General features: G+C 67.5%; 15 protein-coding genes and 1 riboswitch. Of the genes, 7 read left to right on the top strand and 8 right to left on the bottom strand.

From position 1 onward, the window contains the following. Positions 1-75: 75 nt before the first annotated feature. From ACVKN3_RS17475 to ACVKN3_RS17460, 4 genes are all read right to left on the bottom strand, one after another. Positions 76-1983, bottom strand: a complete 1908-nt coding sequence (locus ACVKN3_RS17475) for a TonB-dependent receptor domain-containing protein (RefSeq protein WP_354516865.1) — start codon at positions 1981-1983, stop codon at positions 76-78. Between the two features lie 158 nt (positions 1984-2141). Further along, a riboswitch (cobalamin riboswitch) is annotated at positions 2142-2375 on the bottom strand. A gap of 42 nt (positions 2376-2417) precedes the next feature. Further along, a complete protein-coding gene (nagA, locus tag ACVKN3_RS17470; RefSeq protein WP_036138854.1) occupies positions 2418-3566 on the bottom strand; it encodes an N-acetylglucosamine-6-phosphate deacetylase in 1149 nt (382 codons plus the stop codon). 27 nt (positions 3567-3593) lie between these two features. After that, positions 3594-4628, bottom strand: a complete 1035-nt coding sequence (locus ACVKN3_RS17465; RefSeq protein WP_456992193.1) for an SIS domain-containing protein — start codon at positions 4626-4628, stop codon at positions 3594-3596. Between the two features lie 16 nt (positions 4629-4644). Next, positions 4645-5397 (bottom strand): GntR family transcriptional regulator, encoded by a 753-nt coding sequence (locus tag ACVKN3_RS17460; RefSeq protein ID WP_285403356.1) that lies wholly within the window; start codon positions 5395-5397, stop codon positions 4645-4647. 234 nt (positions 5398-5631) lie between these two features. Here ACVKN3_RS17460 and zwf point away from each other — a divergent pair, with 234 nt between their 5' ends. Genes zwf through eda form a run of 4 tightly spaced genes read left to right on the top strand, consistent with a single transcriptional unit; the run spans position 5632 to position 10336 of the window. Beyond that, a complete protein-coding gene (gene zwf, locus ACVKN3_RS17455) occupies positions 5632-7104 on the top strand; it encodes a glucose-6-phosphate dehydrogenase (protein WP_354516862.1) in 1473 nt (490 codons plus the stop codon). Then, the gene (pgl, locus tag ACVKN3_RS17450; protein WP_354516860.1) at positions 7101-7802 is read left to right on the top strand and encodes a 6-phosphogluconolactonase; all 702 of its coding nucleotides are present in this window, start codon (positions 7101-7103) and stop codon (positions 7800-7802) included. Before zwf ends, pgl begins: the two co-directional genes overlap by 4 nt. A 58-nt stretch (positions 7803-7860) precedes the next feature. After that, positions 7861-9672 (top strand): phosphogluconate dehydratase, encoded by a 1812-nt coding sequence (gene edd / locus ACVKN3_RS17445; protein ID WP_354516858.1) that lies wholly within the window; start codon positions 7861-7863, stop codon positions 9670-9672. 19 nt (positions 9673-9691) lie between these two features. Next, a complete protein-coding gene (gene eda, locus ACVKN3_RS17440) occupies positions 9692-10336 on the top strand; it encodes a bifunctional 4-hydroxy-2-oxoglutarate aldolase/2-dehydro-3-deoxy-phosphogluconate aldolase (RefSeq protein ID WP_285403352.1) in 645 nt (214 codons plus the stop codon). Positions 10337-10598: 262 nt separating this feature from the next. On the opposite strand, the gene ACVKN3_RS17435 is transcribed toward eda, so the two are convergent. From ACVKN3_RS17435 to ACVKN3_RS17420, 4 genes are all read right to left on the bottom strand, one after another. Continuing rightward, positions 10599-11474: an EamA/RhaT family transporter gene (locus tag ACVKN3_RS17435; protein WP_354516856.1), complete on the bottom strand. Its 876-nt coding sequence runs from the start codon at positions 11472-11474 to the stop codon at positions 10599-10601. Positions 11475-11526: 52 nt separating this feature from the next. Next, positions 11527-13017 carry a glycine betaine/L-proline transporter ProP gene (proP, locus tag ACVKN3_RS17430; RefSeq protein WP_285403350.1) on the bottom strand — a complete coding sequence of 497 codons (1491 nt, stop codon included), beginning with the start codon at positions 13015-13017 and terminating at the stop codon, positions 11527-11529. A gap of 188 nt (positions 13018-13205) precedes the next feature. Continuing rightward, entirely contained in the window at positions 13206-14246 is a 1041-nt protein-coding gene (locus tag ACVKN3_RS17425) for a LacI family DNA-binding transcriptional regulator (RefSeq protein WP_285403349.1), read from the bottom strand. A 67-nt stretch (positions 14247-14313) separates the two neighbouring features. Then, positions 14314-15603: a sugar MFS transporter gene (locus tag ACVKN3_RS17420; protein WP_285403348.1), complete on the bottom strand. Its 1290-nt coding sequence runs from the start codon at positions 15601-15603 to the stop codon at positions 14314-14316. 326 nt (positions 15604-15929) lie between these two features. Between ACVKN3_RS17420 and glk the strand changes: the two genes are divergently transcribed. From glk to ACVKN3_RS17405, 3 genes are all read left to right on the top strand, one after another. Further along, positions 15930-16955 carry a glucokinase gene (gene glk / locus ACVKN3_RS17415; RefSeq protein ID WP_354516853.1) on the top strand — a complete coding sequence of 342 codons (1026 nt, stop codon included), beginning with the start codon at positions 15930-15932 and terminating at the stop codon, positions 16953-16955. Between the two features lie 117 nt (positions 16956-17072). Further along, the gene (locus tag ACVKN3_RS17410) at positions 17073-19805 is read left to right on the top strand and encodes a TonB-dependent receptor (RefSeq protein ID WP_354516851.1); all 2733 of its coding nucleotides are present in this window, start codon (positions 17073-17075) and stop codon (positions 19803-19805) included. Positions 19806-19995: 190 nt separating this feature from the next. Further along, a complete protein-coding gene (locus tag ACVKN3_RS17405) occupies positions 19996-22272 on the top strand; it encodes a family 20 glycosylhydrolase (RefSeq protein WP_354516850.1) in 2277 nt (758 codons plus the stop codon). The last annotated feature ends 184 nt before the right edge of the window (positions 22273-22456 follow it).

Raw genomic sequence — 22456 nt, 5'->3', positions numbered from 1 at the left:
CGTGTGCCTTTAGTGGGGCCCCTGCCGGAAGGCAGGGGTACCCCGTTTGCCGGCGGGAGCCGCCGGCGGGCCGGATCAGCGCAGGGGCGAGAAGCGCAGGGTCAGGTAATACGTGCGGCCCAGCTGGTTGTAGTACGCCGCCGTTTCGTAGCGTTTATCGGCAACGTTCGCGACGCGGCCCTGCACGCTCCAGGCATCGTCCAGGTGCCAGGTGGCGCGCACGTCGGCTGTCGTGTAGCCGCCGAGGCGGGTGTTGTTGAGCGCGTCGTCGTAGCTGTAGCCCGAAGCGTAGACCGAGCCGCCGAGCGTGAACGCACCCAGGTCCTTGTCCAGGTCTACCCGGCCGGTACGACGGGGGCGGCGCGGCAGCAGGTTGTGCTTCTCCGTACCGCTGTCGAGGTCCAGCGGCTGCTGCAGCGTCAGGTAGCCACGCACGTGCCAGCCATCCAGGTCGGCACCCACCTGGCCTTCGACGCCGCGCAAGCGCGCCTTGCTCACGTTGATCGGCACGAATAGGGGGTCGAAGCCGATCAGGTCGTCGACATGCGTCTGGTAGGCATTGACCGCCCAGGTCCAGATGCCGGGACGGCTGGACAGCCCGATCTCCGCCGTGCGCGACGTCTCCGGCTTGAGTTCCGGTGCGGGCTGCCCGGTAAACCCATACGGGTAGTACACGTCGTTGAAGGTCGGCGCATGGAAGGCGGTCCCGTACGAGGCCGTGATCTTCATGCCGTCGTCGAAGCGGTAGCCATAGGCGGCCGAGCCGGTGGTGTGGTTGCCGAACTGCGTGTTGTGGTCGTGGCGCGCGGACAGCTGGATCTCGTGCGGGCCGAACACGCCCTGGTACAGCGCGAACACACCGGTGTTGTTGCGGGTGTCCTTCAGGTACGGCGTGTCGCTGTCGAGCTTTTCCTGCTGGTAATCGACGCCGGCGGTGAGCGTCTGCCCGGCGGCCAGCGTGATGTCGTTCTGCCAGGAGGCCTGGTTGCGCTTGGAGTACAGGTAACCCGTGCGCACCTTGTCGGCGCCGGTGACGAGGTTGCCGAGGCCGTCGTAGTACTTCTTCTGTGTACCGTTGAGGTAATTGTCCGCGCGGTCCTGGTTCTGGCCCAGGCTGACCGACATGCGCCAGGCCGACATCACGTCGAACGCCAGCTTGGCGCCGGCCACCTGCTGCGAGCGCCGGGTCAGGTTCTGGAAATCGCCGTCGTATTCGATGTCGCCCTTGCTGCGCAGCCAGCTGCCGGTGAGTTCGGTGCCGTTGTCCCAGCGGTAGCCGCCCGAGAGCGCGCCGTTGTAGGTGCGGTAGGCGTCGTGGTCCGGCTCGTCGGTGAAGCAGCCCTTGAACGCGTCGGCCGCACCAACGCGGCAGGCGTTGATCCCGGCGGTGTACTGGCCGCCCAGGCTGGCGTTGTACCAGCCATGCGTGGTGCCGCCCGAGAGACCCACCTGCCCGGCGGTGTAGCCGTGGCTGCCGCCGCCGATCGACAGGCTGGGCGTGGGCGCTTCGCCGGCCTGGCCGCGACGGGTGAAGATCTGGATGACGCCGCCGATGGCATCCGAGCCGTACAGGCTGGAGCGCGGGCCGCGGACCACCTCGATATGGTCGATCTGCTCGACCGGCAGCTGCTCGTAGGCGGGCAGGCCGGCACCCACGGTGCCCACGCGCACGCCGTCCACCAGCACCAGCGTGTGTGCCGAGTTGCTGCCGCGCATGAAGAGCGAGGTCTGCTGGCCCAGGCCGCCGGTGTTGGTCATGGTCACGCCGGGCAGGCCGGCCAGCAGGTCCTGCACGTTGCGGGGCTGCAGGCGCTCGATGTCCTCGCGGCTGATGACGGTGACCGGGGCCAGCACTTCGTCGAGCGGGGTGGGCGCGCGGTTGGCGGTGACCACCACCGGGTCGAGGGTGCTGTTGGGTGCGTCGGCCGCGTGGGCAGCGACGATCGTCGACAGCAGGGCCGTCGCGAGCAGGGTCTTCTTCATGGAACGGGTTTCCTCCGCCGCTGGTGCGGCAATGCGTAGCCTCAACAGGCGCGCGGGAGGACACAATGACGAACGGCACCACGGGCAACACCCGGATGACTGTCCGGATTCGCCCTCCGCGAATCGCCGATAACGGGACGGCGCCCGCGCTTAAAAGCGCAGGATTCGCCGATCGGGCCGGTCTCCGGACTCGCGCTGGCCCGAAGGCATCGCACCGGCGCCTTCCCGCTTGCGCAGTGGCTGTGGCCGGTGGATGGAGCCGTTCTGGGCGGCTCCTCACGCTTACCGTTGCGGGGGCAGTGCCGGCCTTGCCACATGTGTGGCGCACCGGCTTCCCGTTTCATCCCCGCCCGCTTCAGGCCGGCGGGGACACCCGAACAACGCAATGTTAACGCCTGGCCCGCGCGGAAGCGAGCCAGTGCGGGGGCGACGGATCAGGCGGCGTAGACGCGCTCGCCGCCGATCCAGGTTTCGGCCACCGTGTGATCGTCGTCCATCACCACGAAGTCGGCGCGATAGCCCGCCGCGATGTGGCCGTGGGTGGCTTCCAGTCCGAGGAAGGCGGCCGGATAGGTGGAGGCCATGCGGGCCGCCTCGTCATAGGCCACGCCGACCATCTCCACCGTGTTGCGCACGGCGGTGGCCATGTCCAGCGCGGAGCCGGCCAGCGTGCCGTCGGCCGTCTGGCAGACGCCGTCGCGGACGGTGATCGTCTCGCCCTTCAGGACGAAGTTCGGATCGTCCGACCCCACGGGTGGCATGGCGTCGGTGACCAGCATCATCTTCTGCGGCGCCTTGGCCGCGATGGCGACACGCAGCGAACTCGGGTGCACGTGGTGGCCGTCGACGATCAGGCCGCACCAGCTGGCGGCGTCTTCCAGCGCGGCGCCGACCACGCCGGGCTCGCGGCTGGTGAACGGCGTCATGGCGTTGAACAGGTGCGTGAAGCCACGCACGCCGGTCGCCAGGGCCTGGCGGGTGGTGTCGTAGTCGGCGGCCGTATGGCCGGCCGCCACGATCACGCCGTGGGCGACCAGCTGTTGCAGCACCGCCGCCGAGGCGCGCTCGGGCGCCAGCGTGAGCAGCGTGACGCCGCCGTGCCGCCGGGCGACCATGGCTACGTCGTCGGCGTCGGCGATACGGAACTTGGCCGGATCGTGCACGCCCTTGCGCTCGGGCGCGATGAACGGGCCTTCGAGGTGGATGCCGAGCACGCCCGGAACGCCCTGGGCCACCGCGTCGTTCACCGCATCGATGGCCTTCGCCATCACCGCGGCATCGTCGCTGATCAGGGTAGGCAGGAAGCCGGTGGTGCCGAACTTCGCGTGCGCCTGCCCGATGCGACGGATGGTGTCGACGGTGGGCACGTCATTGAACAGCACGCCGCCGCCGCCGTTGACCTGGCAATCGATGAAACCGGGCAGCAGCGTGCGGCCACCGAGGTCGTGACGCTCGGCGGCGCGCACGCGGGGATCGGACGGCAAGGCCAGCCCGGTGATGGTGCCGCCGTCGACCAGCACGGCAAAGCCACCCTGGAAGCCGTTATCGGTCAGCACACGGCCGTTGACGAGGGCGATGGTCATGGCAATTCCTATACGTGGGGCGAGAGGTCAGACGGTCTCGGTGACCTTGTTGAGGTGCGGCGGCACGTCGGGGTTGAAACCGCGTGCCAGTGCCAGCGCGGCCGTGGCGCGGTAGAAGCTCTGCACGGTGATCAGCGGTGCGGCGATGGGCGCGGTGGCGACCAGGGGCAGCACACCCTCGCCCGTGGCGCCGGGTGCGGCGATCCACACATTGGCGCCGCGCTTGCGGAACTCCGCCGCGATCTCCAGCACCCCGGGCAGCGTATCGTCGTTCTGGGCGAAGAACAGCACGGGGAAATGCGGGCCGACCAGGGCCATCGGGCCGTGCTTCACCTCGGCCGCGCTGAACGCCTCGGCGTGCAGGTTGCAGGTTTCCTTGAACTTCAGCGCGGCTTCCAGCGCCCCGGCAAAGCCGAAACCGCGGCCGACCACGAACAGGTTGTGCGCATCGACCAGGCCCTCGGTAAGCGCGGACCAGTCCGCGTCCCAGCCCTGGCGAAGCTGCGCGGGCAGCGCGGTGAGGGCGTCGCCGATCTCGGCGCGGCCGCTCCAGCGGGCGGCGATGTGCAGGATCGCGAACAGCGCGCCCAGGTAGCTCTTGGTCGCGGCGACGCTGGTTTCCGGGCCCGCGTGCAGCGGCACGACCACGTCGGCCACGTCGGCCAGCGGGGAATCCACCACGTTGACCAGGGCGACCACATAGGCGCCGGCCTTCTTCGCGGCCTCCGCGTTGCGCACCAGGTCGGGGCTCTTGCCCGACTGCGAGACGGCGAGGTACAGCGCGCCGTCGAGGCGCTGTGCCGCGTGGTAGATGGAGGTGACCGATGGTGAGGCCGACGCGGTGACCACGCCCAGCTGGGTTTCGAACACGTACTTGGCGTACATGGCCGCGTGGTCGGAACTGCCACGGGCGCAGGTGATGACCATACGCGGGGGCTGGGCGCGAAGCCGGTCGGCAAGGGCGCCGATCACGCCTTCGTTCAGCGCGAGCTGCCGTTCGACCACCTCGGCCGTCTCGTGCGCTTCGCGGTACATCAGGGTGTCTTGCGGCTGGGTGGTCATATCGATGGTGTGCCCGTCAGTCGCTTTGCAGTTCGGCGACGAAGTCGTAGATGTCCCCGCGATACCAGGAACAGGTGAATTCGACGATGCGGCCGTCGTCGAGGAAACTGCGCCGCTCGATGTTCAGGCCGGCGCTGCCGGCACCGAGCCGGAGCAGCCGGGTCTGGGCCGGGCCCAGCACCACCGCGCGCAGGCGTTGCAGCGCGCGTCGCGGGCGGTTGCCCAGCGTATCGAGCGCTTCGTAGAGGGAATCCTCGACCAGGCTGGGGTCGGGCAGCAGGCTGAGCGGCACGGCGCTGCGCTCGATCGCCAGGGGCTCGTCGCCGGCGTAGCGCAGGCGGTGAAGGCGCACCACCTGGGTGCCGGGCGAGAGGTTCATCGCCATGGCTTCCTCGGGGGTGACCTCGCCGATGGCCCGCTCGAAGAACTCCGAGCGCGGGTTGAGCCCGCGGGCGCGGAGATCCTCGGTGAAACTGGTCATCCGCGACAGTGGCTTGACGATGCGCTCGGAGACGAATGTGCCGGCGCCGTGGCGCTGGGTGAGCAGGCCATCTTCGACCAGTCCGCCGATGGCCTTGCGCACCGTGACCCGGGAGAGGGTGAGGGCCCGGGCCAGGTCGCGTTCGCTGGGCAGCGCGTGGCCGACCTGCACCTCGCCGTTCTCGATCACCGTGCGGATGGCCCGGCGCAGGCGCATGTACGCCAGCGGCTGCCGGGAGGCCGGATCGTGCTGCAGGCGCTGGTACTCGGCGACGAGGGCGGTTTCCATGCCGGGAAGATACCAATCCACAACCACTGCGGCAAGGCTCATTCGCACATCTCACAAACCCTTTGGATTCAAACGCCTGTTTGCACGATCCAAATGAGGAGCGTAAACGTTTGCGCCACCTGTGCGACCCTCGTCCGAGGCGAAATGTCGCGCCGATTGGTACGGGGCTGGTACGTCCTGGTATGTCACTGGTACGATCCTCCGGCACCCTTCCGTTTTGCAAAGGCCACTGTCGTGAGCGCCCAACTCCTCCCGATCGAACCCTTCGACCTCGTCATCTTCGGCGGCACCGGCGACCTGGCCGTGCGCAAGCTCCTGCCTGCGATGTACCAGCGTTTCGTGGATGGTCAGATCCAGCCCGGCAGCCGCATCCTCGGCGTCGCCCGCGAAGGCCTGGACGATGCCGGCTACCGCGACCTGGTGCGCGGTTCGGTCGAGCAGGGCGTTACCCATGTCGCCCCCGCCCAGCTCGAGGCGTTCATCGCCATGGTGGGCTATCTCTCGCTGGATGCACGCAAGGAAGAAGGCTGGGACGACTTTTCTGCCCTGATGCAGGTGCAGCCCAACCACATCCGCGTGTTCTACCTGTCGACCGCGCCGGACATCTTCACCGACATCTGCCAGCGCCTCGGCGCCCTGGGCCTCAACGGCGCCCGCTCGCGCGTGGTGCTGGAAAAACCCATCGGGCGCGACCTGGAAAGCGCCAACGCCATCAACGATGCCGTGGCCCGCGTCTTCAACGAATCGCAGACCTACCGGATCGACCATTACCTGGGCAAGGAAACGGTGCAGAACCTGCTGGCGCTGCGCTTCGGCAACGCCCTGTTCGAGCCGCTGTGGAACGCCCAGCACATCGACCACGTGCAGATCACCGTCGCCGAGACGGTCGGTGTCGGCCATCGCGCGGGTTACTACGACCGCGCCGGCGCCCTGCGCGACATGGTCCAGAACCACATCCTGCAGCTGGTCTGCATGCTCGCCATGGAGCCGCCGTCGTCGCTGGCGCCGGACGCCGTGCGCGACGAGAAACTCAAGGTGCTGCGGTCGCTGCGCCCTATCGACGCCAGTAACGCCGCCCAGCTGACGGTACGCGGGCAGTACCGCGCCGGTGCGGCCGAAGGCCAGGGCGTGCGGGGTTACCTCGACGAATTGGGTAGCGACCAGTCGCGCACCGAGACCTTCGTCGCCCTCAAGGCGGAGATCGGCAACTGGCGCTGGGCGGGTGTGCCGTTCTACCTGCGCACCGGCAAGCGCCTGCCCAGCCGGGTCTCGGAGATCGTGGTGACGTTCCGTGCGTTGCCGCATTCCATCTTCGATCCCACCAACGGTGCACTGCTGCCCAACCGCCTGACGCTGCGCCTGCAGCCGGACGAAGGCGTCAAGCTGTGGCTTACCATCAAACATCCGGGTCCGGGTGGCCTGCGCCTGCGCCACGTGCCGCTCGACATGAGCTTCGCGGCGGCGTTCGGCGTGCAGCAGCCCGACGCCTACGAACGGCTGATCCTCGATGTCGTGCGTGGAAACCCCACCCTGTTCATGCGCCGCGACGAAGTGGAAGCGGCATGGAACTGGGCGGGTCCCATTCTCGACGCGTGGGAATCCGGCGGTGACACGCCGAAGCCGTATACCGCGGGTACCTGGGGTCCGAGCGCCGCCGTGGCGCTCATCGAACGCGATGGCCGCACCTGGGCCGAGGACGCAGCATGAACGCCACGATCCACAAGCACGATTTCGCCGACAAGCTCACCCTTGCCGACCAGCTGGCCCGGGACATCGCCGGCAAGCTGGACGCCGCCGTCAAGGCGCGCGGCAAGGCCAGCCTCGCCGTGTCCGGCGGCAGCACGCCGAAGCAGATGTTCGCCGTACTCGCCCAGCAGGAGATCGACTGGTCGAAGGTCACCATCACGCTCGTCGACGAGCGCTGGGTCGGTGAGGACAACGAGCGCTCCAACGCCGCCCTGGTCAAGGATCACCTGATCCGGCACGAGGCCCACGTGGCGGCGTTCCTGCCGTTGTTCGACACCGCGCACGCCGACGACGTGGACGCCGCGCTGGATGCTGTGGGCGAGCGCGTCGATGCACTCGGCAAGCCGTTCGACGTGGTCGTGCTCGGCATGGGTCCGGACGGCCATACGGCCTCGTTCTTCCCCGGTGGCGACCACCTGGCCGAAGCACTCGACCTGCAGGGCACGCGAAGCGTGCTGTCCATGCGTGCCGAGGGCGCGGGCGAACCGCGCATCACCCTCAGCCTGCCGCGCCTGCTCGATACGCGCACGCTCTACCTGCACATCGAAGGTGCCGACAAGAAGGACGTGCTGGCCCAGGCCGAGGCAGGCGCAGACCTGCCGATCGCCGCGGTGCTCACGCAGGATCGCGTCCCCGTGGACATCTACTGGGCCGCCTGACCAATCGTTCACCGCCGCGCGGTAGCCGCGCGGCACCTCGCCGCTCCGGACACATGCCATGACCATCCATCCCATCGTCGCCGAGGTGACGCAGCGCATCGTCGAGCGCAGCCGTGCATCGCGCGCGGCCTACCTGGCCAGGATCGACGCCGCGCGCGGCAAGGGCGCGAAGCGCCACCATCTGTCCTGCGGCAACCTTGCCCACGGTTTCGCCGCCTGCGGCGAGAACGACAAGGACGCATTGCGCAACGGCCACGCCTCCAATATCGCGATCGTCACCTCGTACAACGACATGCTCTCGGCCCACCAGCCCTATGAGCGCTACCCCGAACTGATCCGGCAGGCCGCGCGCACGCTGGGCGCCACGGCACAGGTGGCCGGTGGCGTGCCGGCCATGTGCGACGGCGTGACTCAGGGCCGTCCGGGCATGGAGCTGTCACTGTTCTCGCGTGACCTGATTGCCATGGCCACCGCGGTGTCGCTGTCGCACGACATGTACGAAGGCGCCCTGTACCTGGGCATCTGCGACAAGATCGTGCCGGGCATGCTGATCGGCGCGCTGAGTTTCGGTCACCTGGCCAGCGCGTTCGTGCCGTCGGGCCCGATGCCGTCGGGTATTCCCAACGAAGAAAAATCCAAGGTCCGCCAGGCGTTCGCTGCCGGCAAGGCCACGCGCGCCGAGCTGCTCGATGCCGAGGCCCGCTCGTACCACGGCTCCGGCACGTGCACCTTCTACGGCACCGCCAACTCCAACCAGATGCTGATGGAGATCATGGGCCTGCACCTGCCGGGCGCCAGCTTCGAGGCACCGGATACCCCGCTGCGCGACGCGCTGACCCGCGCCACGGTGGCGCGCGTGCTGGCGATCGACACCCTGGGCGACGACTACCGGCCGATCGGCCGCATCGTCGACGAGCGCGCCGTGGTCAACGGCGTGATCGGCCTGCATGCCACGGGCGGTTCGACCAACCACCTGCTCCACCTCGTGGCCATCGCGCGCGCGGCTGGCGTGGAACTGCGCTGGGACGACTTCGACGCGCTGTCCGCCGTGGTGCCCCTGATGGCGCGCGTGTACCCGAACGGCTACGCCGACGTGAACCACTTCCACGATGCCGGCGGCATGGCCTTCCTCATGGACCAGTTGCTGGACGCCGGCCTGCTGCATGGCGACGTCAACACGATCATGGGTCATGGCCTGGACGCCTACCGCCAGGTGCCGGTGCTGGAAGGCGACACGCTGACCTGGAAGCCGGTGTCGAAGGAAAGCGGCAACCGCGGCGTGCTCCGCACGATGGCGGAGCCGTTCCGTCACGACGGCGGCCTGCGCATGCTCAAGGGCAACGTCGGCCGCGGTGTCATCAAGGTGTCGTCGGTGCCGGACGATCGCATGGTGATCGAGGCGCCGGCCATCGTGTTCGACGAACAGGACGACGTCAAAGCCGCGTTCGACCGCGGCGAGCTGGATCGCGATTTCATCGCCGTGGTGCGCTTCCAGGGTCCGCGGGCCCGGGGCATGCCCGAGCTGCACAAACTGACGCCCACGCTCAGCCTTCTGCAGGATCGCGGCCACCGTGTTGCCCTGCTGACCGACGGCCGCATGTCCGGCGCCTCGGGTCGCGTGCCCGCGGCCATCCACGTCACGCCCGAGGCGGAAGCCGGTGGCCCCATCGCGCGCATCCGCACGGGCGACCTGGTCCGGCTGGATGCCTTGGCCGGCAGCATCGAGGTGCTGGTGCCCGCGGACGAGTGGGAACGTCGCGTCCCCGAACAGATCGACCTGGCGGTGCACCACACCGGCATGGGTCGCGAACTTTTCGCCATGTTCCGTCAGTCCGCCGTCACGGCCGACCTCGGTGCCGGCGTCTTCTGATTCAACGGAGCAGTACCTGATGAGCAACGAAGCGAAGCAACAGAGTGTCGAATCCGCGTTGCGCCTGGCACCCGTGGTGCCGGTGGTCATCATCGAGGACGCCTCAAAGGCCGTCGGCATGGCGCGCGCGCTGGTGGCCGGCGGTGTTCCCGCCATCGAAGTCACCCTGCGCACGCCGGCGGCCCTCGACGCCGTGCGGGCGATCGCCGCGGAAGTGGAAGGCGCCTTCGTCGGCGTGGGCACCGTGCTGACCGCGCGTGATCTCGAGAACGCGTTCAAGGCCGGCGCGAAGTTTGCCGTGTCGCCCGGCAGTTCGCCCCGCCTGCTCGATGCTGCCGACGACCACGAGCTGCCGCTGCTGCCTGGCGCGGCCACGTCCAGCGAAGCCATGGCCTTGCTGGAGCGCGGGTATCGCTTCCAGAAGTTCTTTCCCGCCGTGCCGGCCGGCGGCCCGAAGTTGATCGGCGCCTGGGCCAGCCCCCTGCCGCAGATCCGCTTCTGTCCCACCGGCGGTATCAGCCTGGCCAACGCGCCGGACTTCCTCTCGCTGCCCAATGTCGTGTGCGTGGGTGGATCGTGGCTCACGCCTGCCAAGCTTCTCGCGACGTCGGATTGGGCGGCCATTGAAGCCCTGGCGCGCGAGGCGGCGCAGTTGGGTCGCTGAGTCGGCACGACCTATCGGGATTGGGGATCGCCCACATCGTGGGCTCCTACGGGGTTTCGATGCGTTGGTATGTGGCTTGGGATCGCCCACATCGTGGGCTCCTACAGGGGTTTCGATGCGTTGGTATGTGGCTTGGGATCGCCCACATCGTGGGCTCCTACCGGGGGCATCGATGCGGTGGGGTCGGCAACCGTTGCGGTGGTGCCGGCGGTTGTAGGAGCCCGCGATGCGGGCGATCCACGCACATCGTGGCGCGCGGCGCTCAGCCCTTCATCACCGCAATGGCCGCAAGCGCCATCACCAGCCCGCCCCAGTTGATCCACGACAGCTTCTCGCGAAACGCCAGCGCGCCTACCAGCGCGCCCAGCACCATCACGCCGACATTCATCGCCGCAAACACCAGCGACGGATCGTTCGGCAAGGCGATGTGCGCGCGCACATAGAACAGGATGTTGGCGAAGTTAGCCGCGCCCAGCACGATACCGAAACCGATGCTCCGCCACGACAATGCCGCCGCGCCGGCGATAGCGCGGCCGACGACGACCAGCCAGCACAGCACCATGGCGATCAGGAACGAGACCAGCAGCGCACTGGCGAACGGCGCGCCGGCCTTGGCCAGCAGTTTGAAACACAGGTCGATCACGCCGAAGCCGGCAAACACGGCGAGAGGCGCGAGCCACGTAGCGGGTTCCCTGCGGAGGCCTGCGGTGCGCGGGTCGAGGTCGCCGCGATACCGTCGCCAGAGCACGCAGACGACCGCCACCAGCGCGAGCGTGACGCCGAGCAGCTTGCGTCCGGTGGCGACCTCGCCCAGGAGCGCGAACGCGGCGATCAACGGGATGACCAGCGACAGGCGCTGCGCCACGTCGGTGCGCACGATGCCGGCGCTGCGTATCGAGCGCGCCAGCACGAGGAAAATGGCAGGCAGCAGCACGCCGAGCAGGAGCAATGGCGCGTAGGTGTCGCTGGCGGCCATGGCCGCTTGCGGACGGGCCTCCAGCAACAGCCAGGCCAGGGCCGCGGCCACCACGTAGTTGGTGGCCACGGCCTGGACCATGTCGACCTGGCCGCGGCGTGCCAGCTTCAGCAGGATGGAAACGGCCACGCTGAACGCGATGGCGAGGACGACATAGAACATGGACAGTGCCACCGAGGGGACGAAGACGCGCAGGATCGCACGTCACGTCATGTCACGCGGCGTGACCTTCGATCGCAGCGCGCTCGGGCACCGGCGGCAAGGCCTCGTCCACCGTCAGTGGCGCGTCGCCGGCCAGCAGTTCCGTCGCCTCGGCATGGTCGGCCACCGCCGGCGGCGAACCGCGCAACGGCATGCCGGCCGTCTCGCGCACGAACAGCATGGTGACCAGTCCGATCACGGACGCACCCATCAGGTAGTAGGCCGGCAACAGCGGATCGCCCGTACGCTCCACCAGCCACGCGGTGACCAGCGGCGTGGTGCCGCCGAACAGCGAGACCGACACGTTGAACGCGATCGACAGCGCGCTGTAGCGCACCGGCGTGTAGAACAACGCCGGCAGCGTGGCGGGCATGGTGCTGGTGAAACACACCAGGGCCACGCCCAGGCCCATCAGGCCTGCGAAGATCAGCCAGTCGTTGCCGGTGCCCACCAGCCAGAGGCAGGGGATGGCTAGGACGAACATCGCCACGCAGGCGCCGATGATCATCGGCCGGCGCCCGAGTCTGTCGCTGAAGAAACCGCCCACCACGTTCAGCGGCATCATCACCAGCATGACGATGAGGATCAGCAGCAGGCCCTTGGCTTCGCTGTAGCCGAGCGTCACCGTGAGGTAACTGGGCATGTAGGTCAGCAGCATGTAATCGGTGACGTTGAACACCAGCACCAGCCCGATGCATTTCAGCAACTGCGGCCCGTGCACCGAGACCAGCTCCTTCAGCGACACGCGCGAGGCGTCGCCGGCCGCTTCCATGGCATCGGCATGCGCCTTGAACGCCGGGGTTTCCTCCAGCTTCATGCGCATGTACAGGCCCAGCAGGCCGAGCGGACCGGCGACGAGGAACGGTACGCGCCAGCCCCAGTCGAGCATCTGCTGCGCGCTGAGCAGCGTGGTCAGCGCGGTGACCACGCCCGCCCCGGCGATGTATCCGCCCAGCGTGCCGAACTCCAGCCAGCTGCCCATCTGCCCGCGGCGTGCATCGGTGGAATATTCGGCGATGAAGGTGGCTGCACCGCCGTATTCACCACCGGTGGAAAAGCCCTGCAACAGGCGCGCGAGCAACAGCAGGGCCGGCGCCCACAGGCCGATGGTGTCGTAGCCGGGAATCAGGCCGATCGAGAACGTGCCTGCCGCCATCATGATCATGGTCGCGGCCAGCACCTTCTGCCGCCCGAAGCGATCGCCCATCGGGCCGAATACCAGGCCGCCGATGGGGCGCACCAGGAAGGCCACGGTGAACGTGGCGAAGGTTGCGATCACCTGCGCCGTGGGGCTGCTGCCGGGGAAGAACACGTGCCCCAGGGTGACGGCCAGGTAGCCGTAGACGCCGAAATCGAACCACTCCATGGCGTTGCCCAGTGCCGCGGCACCCACGGCGCGTTTCAGCATGGCCTGGTCGACGATGGTCAGGTCGGCGGGCTTGAGGTGTTTACGACGGCGATGGAACCAGCCGAAATGGGCTTCGTGCCCGTGGCGATCTTGCATGGATGTTTAATCCTGTCACGCGAGCGGGCACGGCACGACGCAGCCGGTGCTTGCCGCCCAAGGGAAAGGGATGCGCCGCGTCAGTCGGCGGCGCGCGAACGGTCCATCAAAGGGACGCGTGGTTGCCGGCAGGTTGCATCGAAGCACGACGCGGCGCGGACAACCCCGGAAGTATACGTAAAACGGTGTTAAGCGCCCGTAGGCGGGCGACGCGGCGCCGTGGAGCCGCGCACGACCAGGTCGGGACTGAAGCCCTCGTTGGCCAGCGCGTGCGCGGGGTCGTCGTGCTCGATTTCGGCGATCAGGCGTTGCGCGGCATGGCGTCCGATTTCCTCGGTGTTCTGCCGCGCGGTGGTCAGCGCCGGCCACGACTGCTTGGAGAACGGGCTGTCCTCGAAGCCGGCGATCGACAGCTCCCAGGGCACATCCACTCCGCCCGAGCGCGCGGCGGCCAGCACGCCAGCGGCGATCTCGTCGTTGGAACCGAAGATGGCGGTGGGCGGTTCCTTCAGGGCGAGCAAGCGGCGCGCGCCACGAAAACCGTCGTCGAACGAGTAGTCGCCCTCGACCACCAGCTTCCTGTCCACGGGCAGGCCGTACTCGCGCAGGGCGTCTTCGTAGCCCTGGTAGCGCTCCGGGCTGGATCGATGCTCCTTGCCGCCCCACAGGAAACCGATGCGGTGGTGGCCCAGCTGGATCAGGTGCTCGGTGATGGCGTAGGCGGCGTCGCGGTCGTCCACGAATACACACGGCCAGCCGTCCTTCGGGTCCTGCCGGGCGGAAATGATGCGCACGAAGGCCACCTTCTGCTCGGTCAGCGCCGTCAGCAGCGCCGGCTGCTCCGACATCGGCGGACACAGCACCAGGCCGGCCAGGCGGTTGCGCCTGACCAGGTCGCACAACTGTTCCGCAAGCCTCGGCACGGACGAATCGCACGGATGGATCTGCAAGCCGAAGCCACGCTCGCGGCACACGGACAGCACGCCGTTCTGCATGGCGATCACGTAGTGCGCGTTGGGATTGTCGTAAACCAGGCCCAGGGCATAGGTGCGCTGGCTGCGCAGGCTGCGCGCGGCCTGGTCGGGCTGGTAATCCAGCGCATCGATGGCGCGCTGCACCTTCTCGCGGGTGCGCGCATGCACGGATGCCTCGTGGTTGATGACACGGGAGACGGTCTTCAGCGACACGCCGGCCCGCTCGGCCACGTCCTTGATGGTGGGACTACGCAATCGACGAACCTCGTAAGCAAGACGGCCATCCTACTGGATGGCCGTCGTCGAGCGAAGATGCCGCGGCTTACGTGCGGGCGTGCTGGCCCACCCGGTGGCCGGCCGCGCCGTAGTACAGGATGTAGAGGTAGCACGGCACCATCAGGCAGAGGAACACGGCCTGGAAGTCGTGGGTCTGCTTCAGGTGCGCGAACAGCTGCGGGATGACCGCGCCGCCGGCGATGCCCATGATGAGGAACGCCGAGCCGAACTCGGTCAGGCGACCCAGGCCCTTGATCGCCAGCGGGAAGATCGCCGGCCACATCATGGCGTTGGCGAAACCCAGTGCGGCGACGAAAGCGACCGACGTGTACCCCGTGGTGACATAGGTGCCGATGGAGAACAGCACGCCCAGGATCGCGGAGATCGCCAGGTAGCGCTGCTGCGAGACGAACTTCGGGATCAGCAGCAAGCCGGCGATGTAGCCCAGCAGCATGGCGAACAGCGTATACGAGGTGAAGTGCTTGGTGGCCTCGGGCGTCATGCCGAAGCCCTGACCGTAGGTGCCGATGGCGTCGCCGGCCATCACTTCCACGCCGACGTAGACGAACAGGCACAGCACGCCCAGCCACAGGTGCGGGAAGCTGAAGACGCTGCCCTTGTCGTGGCCGATGGCGCGCTCCGAGTTGTCGTGCGAGGCGCGGATCTCCGGCAGCGAGGAACGCACCACCCAGATCGCCAGCACCACCAGCAGGGCGGCCATCACCATGTACGGCATATGCACCTTGGCGGCGAAGGCGGCCAGCAGGGCATCCTTCTCGCCCGGTGTGGCGGCCGCGGCGATCTGCTTGTCGAAGGTGCCGATGTTGCTCATCACCACCGCGCCGAAGACGAACGGCGCCAGCGCGCCGGCGATCTTGTTGCAGATGCCCATGAACGCGATGCGCTGCGCCGCGCTGTCGATCGGGCCGAGGATGGAGATGTACGGATTGGACGCCGTCTGCAGCAGCGAAAGGCCCGCGCCGATGACGAACAGGCCGACCAGCGCGCCGGGGTAGATGCGCATGGTGACGAACTGGCCGAACAGCACCGCGCCGATGGCCATGACGAACAGGCCCAGGCCCATGCCTTTCTTCATGCCGGTGCGCTTGAGGATGAACGACGAGGGCAGGGCCAGGAAGAAGTAGGACAGGTAGAACGCCATCGGCACGAGGAAGGCGTTGACGTCGTCCAGGTTGAAGGCGAGCTTGACGAAGGTGATCAGCGGGCCGTTGAGCCAGGTCACGAAGCCGAAGATGAAGAACAGGACGCCGATGATGATCATCGGGACCAGGCTGGAATGGCGCGTCTCTTCGACGGCGACCGGTGTGGACGACATGGCTTACCCCTCGTTGTTGAACCCCGAATTGTCCCTTTATTGACTCGGCTGCGTAACGTTGTCAATCGGCAGTGAGGTTCTTGCGAAACCACAGGCGGCGCGTTGCGACTTTCGATGTGGCGGCGCGTCACGCGCCTTGCCGCAAGCGAGCCGGCGTCACGACAGCGTGTGCAAAGGCATGCATCGCGTACAGCCCCCCTGCGGCGCTGATCGTTCCTGTTGCAGCGCGTTATGGATTCCGCGTTGTCCTAGCCATTTGTCCTGTTGACAACGTTGTCATTTCACTCACAGACTCATGGCGAATCAGGGGCACCAAGGGGCACGGCGTGGGCGAATCGGCCAACCAGCGGGACATCGTGCGTGCGTCGCGTACCGGGGCGTTCATCGCCGCCGACGTGGGCGGAACGCATGCCCGCATCGGCCTGGTCCACCGGCCGCCGGGCGCGGCGACCATCGACGTACTGCATTACGAGCGTTATGCCTGTGCCGACTGGCCCAGCCTGACCGCGGTGCTGCAGGATTTCATCGGCCGTCTGGACGCCCGCGACGCCATCGAGCACTGCGCGGTCGCCAGCGCCGGCTACGTACTGGGCGATGCCATCGTCAACGAGAACCTGCCCTGGCCGGTGTCCATCGGCGATATCCGCGACACGCTGGGCCTGCACGGGCTGGCCGTGGTCAACGACTTCGAAGCGGTGGCCTACGCCTGCCAGTTTCTGCGCAGCCACGAGACCACGCCGATCATCCATACCACCGCCGAGCCCACCGTGGGCCCGATCCTGGTCATGGGGCCGGGCACGGGCCTGGGCTCCGCGGTACTCCTGCCGGGATCGCCGCACGCGACCGTGCTGGCGACGGAAGCCGGACAGATCTCATTCGCGCCGGGTAACCCGCGCGAGGTGGCCATCCTCGGTGAGCTCGCCCGGGGCCGTGACTATGTGTCGTACGAAACCGCGCTGTCCGGCCCGGGCCTGGTCAATCTGTACCGCGCGACGTCGGCGCTGCGCGGATCGGTCGCGACGTTGACGACGCCGGCGGCCGTCACCGCTGCCGCGCTCGATAGCAGCGATGCCGCCGCGGTCGAGGCGCTGGACGTGTTCTGCGGCGTGCTGGGCAGTTTCGCCGGCGATCTGGCCATGCTTTACGGCGCGCGCGGCGGTGTGTTCCTGGCCGGGGGCATCCTTCCCCGCATCCGCGACCACCTGATCGCCAGCCGTTTCGCCAACAGGTTTTTCAACAAGGGCGTCATGCGTCCCTTTCTCCAGCAGGTGCCGGTACGGCTGATGGACCACGGGCAGTTGGGCGTGATCGGTGCCGCCGGTCTCTACCTGCATGGTTCGAGCGTCCAGTGAAGGGTGGGAAAGGCAAGCAGGCTCGGCAAACCACGGGGTCGCAAGACCCTTCGATAGCAACGAAGCACGGCGCGGTCGCGAAACCCGTCGACGCTATTCCTCTGAGGGGAGGACACCATGTCGCATCGTAGAAACCTGCTCACGGCGAGCATCATCGCCGGATTGTGTTGTTTCACGGGTATGGCCGCCGCGCAGGACGCGCCGGCCCCGCCTGCGAAACCGCAGACCGCCCAGGAAAAAGCGGACGCCGAGAAGGCGGCGCAGCTCGAGGGCATCACCGTCACCGGCATCCGGGCCAGCCTCGAAAAGTCGCTGGACACCAAGCGCAACGCGGACGCCATCGTCGAGGCGGTCACCGCCGAAGACATCGGCAAGTTCCCCAATACCAATGTCGCCGAGGCGATGACGCAGATTCCCGGCGTCACCATCGACCGCCAGTTCGGCCAGGGCGACCGTGTGTCGATCGACGGCACCGACCCCAGCCTCAACCTCACCTTCCTCAACGGGCAGCCGGTGTCGCAGACGCCGTGGCAGTACGGCGCGCAGCCGAACCGCGGCTTCGACTTCACCATGCTCGCTCCGGAAATCGTCGGCCGCCTGGAAGTGTACAAGTCGCCCGAGGCACGCCTGACCGAAGGCAGCCTGGGCGGCACCGTGCTGCTGCACACGCTCAAGCCGCTGGACCTGCCCGCCAACACGGTGCGCGGTTCGTTCGGCCTCAACTACAACGACCAGGGCACGCCGGGCACGCGCCCGAACGGCTCGGCGCTGTACAGCTGGAAGAACGATGCCAACACCTTCGGCATGGTCACCTCCATCCAGCATTACGAGGAGAAGATCGACCGGCAGGGCTTCGAGATCTTCAGCTACAGCCCGGTGTCCAAGTGGGCGGCCAGCCCGGCGGTCGCGGCCGGCATCGCCAACGGCTCGCTCGATCCCAACGCCAAGGTGCCCGACGAGATCAACTCGGCGTGGTTCCAGCAGAAGCGCAAGCGCGACACCGCCACGCTCGGCTTCCAGATCCGTCCGACGGACAACTGGGACATCGACATCAACAACCTGTTCGTGCGCGAGAACTTCGACAACTGGAACCAGTCGCTGTATCCGTTCACCGGCGCCACGCCGGGTAACGTGACCAGCTTCAACCAGGGCCCGAACGGCGTCGTCACCGGCGGCCATGTCTGCGGCAACGACGATCCGGCCTGCCCGGCCATTGCGCAGAACACCTTCGACAGCAACATCCGCAAGTCGGTGGTCCGCACCGTGGCCCACGACCTGAAGTCCACCTTCCACGGGGATGGCTGGCAGCTGGCGGGCGCGGCGGGTTACAGCAAGGCGCGCAACGACAACATCTCCCAGGCGGTGATGGAGCCGGTCTACGCGGGCGGCTACACCTGGGACATCAACAAGGGCTTCAACTTCGACAGCCCGGCCGCGGCGCGCAACCCGGCCAACTGGCACATGGGCGACGTGCCCGGCCTGGGCGGCTGGCCCGGCAACTACGGCGACTACTCGGCGCAGTCGCGTGACACGTACGGCCAGCTGGACTTCTCGAAGTACTTCGACGGCTTCTTCAACGAAGTGGCCGTGGGCTACCGCTGGAACCGTCACGAAGAAGGCATGCAGGCGCATGTCTACGGTGGCAACGCACCGACCAACCTCCAGGACCTCGGCTTCGGCGGCTACACCGACACGCTGGATTCGCTGGGTGGCCTGGACGGCTCCGCCAGCCACGTGATGCCCGACCGCAACGCCCAGTACGCCTGGGTGCGCAACACCAACGGCGGCAACGAGGACCCTGGCACGTACCTCAACGGCACGTACAAGCTGCTGGAGAAGACCAACGCGGCCTATGTGCAGGGCAACTTCGCCGGCGGCGGCTTCCACGGCAATATCGGTATCCGCTACGTGGACACCAAGACCGATGGCACCGGCTTCAACTACAGCGGCGCACCCGTGCTGCCGGCCCCGGCCGGTTCGTGGCAGACCTCGTCGCGCACGTCGAAGAACTGGCTGCCCAGCCTCAACGTGGCCTACGACCTCACCGACGAAGTGGTGCTGCGTGCCGCGGCGGCTAAGGTCATCGCCCGCCCGCCGTACAACATGCAGGTGAACAACCTGTTCCTCAACGACTCGGTGCTGACCGGCTCGGGCGGCAACCCGGACCTGAAGGATTACAAGTCGAAGAACTACTCGCTGTCCGCGGAGTGGTATTTCGCGCCGCAGTCGTATGTCGCGGTCACCGGCTTCCTCAAGCAGATCGACAACTACACCGTGGTCGATTCGGCCAACGAGCGGCAGTTCAACTCGGGCCTGGTCAACGATCCGACCACGTTCGCCCGCCAGGTGGCGCAGGGCCTGTGCACGGCCGACGGCTTCTGCACGTACTCCATCAGCCGGCCGCGCAACACCGGCTCGGGCAAGGTGCGCGGCGGCAGCATCAGCTACCAGCAGGCGTTCGGCGACACCGGTTTCGGCACCACGGCCAGCTACACCTACGCCAAGGGCACGCTCGATTCCGGCGGATCGCTGCCGTACAACTCGAAGAACGCGTACTCGCTCAGCCCATACTACGAGATGGGTCCGTTCAGTGCCCGTGTCACGTACAACTGGCGCAGCAAGTACCTGGCCGGCGGCTACATCGCCGGTGCGCCGCCGGCCACGACGGCCGACTACGGCGACCTGGGCGCGACGCTGGGCTGGAAGCTCAACAAGAACGTGTCGTTCACCCTGGCCGGCATGAACCTGACCAACGAGACGTACAAGCAGTACCTCACGGTTACGTCGTTGCCGGTCGCCAAGTACACCACGGGCCGCCGCTACATGGCTTCGGTGCACTTCGACCTCTGATCGGCGGTAAATCTTCCGCGGCCATGGATGGCCGCCACCCTGATGCTTCATTCCCCTTCGGGCCCGACGACGCGACGTATCGGGCCCGTTTTTTTGGGTGACGTTTCCCCGAGGCTCGCCTCCACTTTCCACCGGCATCGGCGTTCGCCACAATCGACGATGCCGTTTCCCGCACCTTTCGGAGTCATCGATGCGCCGTACCCTCCTGCTCGTCCTGGTCGCCGGCCTCAGCGCCTGTGCCCAGCAGCCACCCAAGCGCAATGTGGGCCCCATCGACGACACGCCGCTTTCCCTCATCCCGCAGCCCGCGCACATGCAGCGGCTGCCGGGGCGCTACACGCTCGATCCGAAGGCCGCCATTACGGTGGCGCCGGGCGATACCGCGGCACGGCACGTGGCCGCCCAGTTGCAGGGGTGGGTGCGCCAGGCGCGTGGCATAACGCTCGCCATCGTCGAAGGCAAGCCGCGCGGCGGCGGCATCGTGCTGGCCACCAGCGCGGCGATCAAGGGCCGCGAAGCCTACACGCTGGATGTGGACGGCAACGGTGTGCGCATCGCCGCCAACGACGAGACCGGTCTCTACTACGGCGCGGTGACCTATGCGCAACTGCTGACCGACCCCGCCGCCCAGGCCGGCGTGCCGGGCCTGCATATCGTCGATGCGCCGCGCTTCGAATGGCGCGGCCTGATGCTCGACTCCAGCCGACACTTCCAGTCGGTGAGCGAGATCGAGCACCTGCTCGACCAGATGGCGATGCACAAGCTCAACACGTTCCACTGGCACCTCACCGACGACCAGGGCTGGCGGCTGCAGATCACCAAATACCCGAAGCTGACCGAGATCGGTGCCTGCCGCAAGACGGTCGGCCCCGATATCGCGCTGACCGGTAGTGCCGATACACCGTATTGCGGCTTCTACACGCAGGACGAAGCGAAGCAGATCGTCGCCTATGCGGCCGAGCGACACATCACCGTCGTACCGGAAATCGAGATGCCAGGCCATGCGCAGGCCGCTGTCGCTGCGTATCCGAAGCTGGGCAACGGCAAGAAGTTGACCGTGTCGTCCGACTGGGGCGTCAACACCGCGCTGTTCAACACCGACGACGCCACCTTCGTGGTCCTGCAGGACGTGCTGGACGAGGTGATGGCGATCTTCCCGTCCACGTATATCCATGTCGGTGGCGACGAGGCGGCCAAGGACGAGTGGGAACACTCGAAATCCGTGCAGGCACGGATGAAGACCCTGGGCATCACCGATGAAGAGAAAATGCAGGGCTGGTTCGTCGCGCGCATCGGCGATTACCTGGAAGCGCACGGCCGTCGTCTGATCGGCTGGGACGAGATCCTCGACGGCAAGGTGCCGGCCAGCGCCACCGTCATGTCGTGGCGCGGTACCGCCGGCGCGATCAAGGCTGCCAATGCCGGGCACGACGTGGTCATGGCGCCGTCGCCCACGCTGTACCTGGATCGCCTGCAGTCCACGCTGCCCGACGAACCGGCAGGGCGTCCTTCGGGACAGACGCTGAAAACCATCTACGACTTCGACCCCGTGCCCGCTGGCATCGCGCCGGACAAGGCGCAGCACGTGCTCGGCGAGCAGGTCACCGTGTTCACCGAATACCTGCCGGACTGGTACAGCACGCAGCATGCGATCTTTCCGCGCATGGCGGCGGTGGCCGAGCGCACCTGGTCGCCCAAGGCCGACTGGAACAGCTTCATCGCGCGGCTGCCCGCACAGATGGCGCGTTACCGCGCGGCGGGCATCGTGCCGGCCGACGGCGTGTTCGCCGTGGCGATCGCCAGCGAAGCCACGGCCGACGGCAAGGCACGCGTCACTTTGTCCAACCAGAGCGGCTACGGCACGATTCGCTACACCACGGACGGCACCGCACCCACCTCGCAGTCCACCGCGTACACCGCGCCGTTCGATGTGGCGTTGCCGACGACCGTGCGCGCCAATACGTTCCAGAACGGCTTTGGCCTGGCCGGCCCACGCGACCGCAGCATCGACGCGGCGTCGCTCCTGCATCGCACCAGCGACGGACTCGACACCTGCACCGACAAGCTGGCGCTGCGGCTATCCGCGGTCAACGCGGTGGACGGTGTGCGCCCGGTCTACAAGGTGGACATCATGGACACCTGCTGGATGTGGAAAGGCGTGAACCTCGACGGTCGCTATGGCATCGACATCACGGTCGACCGCCTGCCCTACAACTACGCCCTGTGGAAGGACGCCGCCGGCATCGTGGCGCGCAAGGCGCGCTCGGCGGCCGGCGAGATCGAGGTCCATCAGGACACCTGCACGGGCCCGAAACTCGCCACACTGCCGTTGGCCAAGGCGAAGGACGGCCGCGCCACCCTGCAAGGCACGCTGCCCAAGCGCGACGGTACGCACGACCTCTGCTTCGTCATCACCGGCAAGCCCGGCCCGAAGCTATGGGTGATCGGGGATGTACAACTGCGTTAAGAAGCAAGCATCCATGTAGGAGCGCACGATGTGCGCGATAAGCGTGCCGCACCGTCGCACGATGACGCGCACCGTCGAACGATGAGGTTGAACGGTGGGATCGCCCGGTGGGGGGGGCCGCGTCGCCGCGTTGTTGTTTTTCGCGCACATCGTGCGCTCCTACCTGTGGCGGTAGGTAGGCGGT

The sequence above is a fragment of the Luteibacter sp. PvP120 genome (genome assembly GCF_054055715.1).
The sequence above is the reverse complement of the archived record's forward strand: the minus strand, read 5'-3'. Positions and strand labels throughout refer to the sequence as shown.

Coding starts and splice junctions, on each gene's coding strand:
- ACVKN3_RS17475 (WP_354516865.1), bottom strand. CDS start 1,983: ATGAAGAAGACCCTGCTCGCGACGGCCCTGCTGTCGACGATCGTCGCT.
- nagA (WP_036138854.1), bottom strand. CDS start 3,566: ATGACCATCGCCCTCGTCAACGGCCGTGTGCTGACCGATAACGGCTTC.
- ACVKN3_RS17465 (WP_456992193.1), bottom strand. CDS start 4,628: ATGACCACCCAGCCGCAAGACACCCTGATGTACCGCGAAGCGCACGAG.
- ACVKN3_RS17460 (WP_285403356.1), bottom strand. CDS start 5,397: ATGGAAACCGCCCTCGTCGCCGAGTACCAGCGCCTGCAGCACGATCCG.
- pgl (WP_354516860.1), top strand. CDS start 7,101: ATGAACGCCACGATCCACAAGCACGATTTCGCCGACAAGCTCACCCTT.
- edd (WP_354516858.1), top strand. CDS start 7,861: ATGACCATCCATCCCATCGTCGCCGAGGTGACGCAGCGCATCGTCGAG.
- eda (WP_285403352.1), top strand. CDS start 9,692: ATGAGCAACGAAGCGAAGCAACAGAGTGTCGAATCCGCGTTGCGCCTG.
- ACVKN3_RS17435 (WP_354516856.1), bottom strand. CDS start 11,474: ATGTTCTATGTCGTCCTCGCCATCGCGTTCAGCGTGGCCGTTTCCATC.
- proP (WP_285403350.1), bottom strand. CDS start 13,017: ATGCAAGATCGCCACGGGCACGAAGCCCATTTCGGCTGGTTCCATCGC.
- ACVKN3_RS17420 (WP_285403348.1), bottom strand. CDS start 15,603: ATGTCGTCCACACCGGTCGCCGTCGAAGAGACGCGCCATTCCAGCCTG.
- ACVKN3_RS17410 (WP_354516851.1), top strand. CDS start 17,073: ATGTCGCATCGTAGAAACCTGCTCACGGCGAGCATCATCGCCGGATTG.
- ACVKN3_RS17405 (WP_354516850.1), top strand. CDS start 19,996: ATGCGCCGTACCCTCCTGCTCGTCCTGGTCGCCGGCCTCAGCGCCTGT.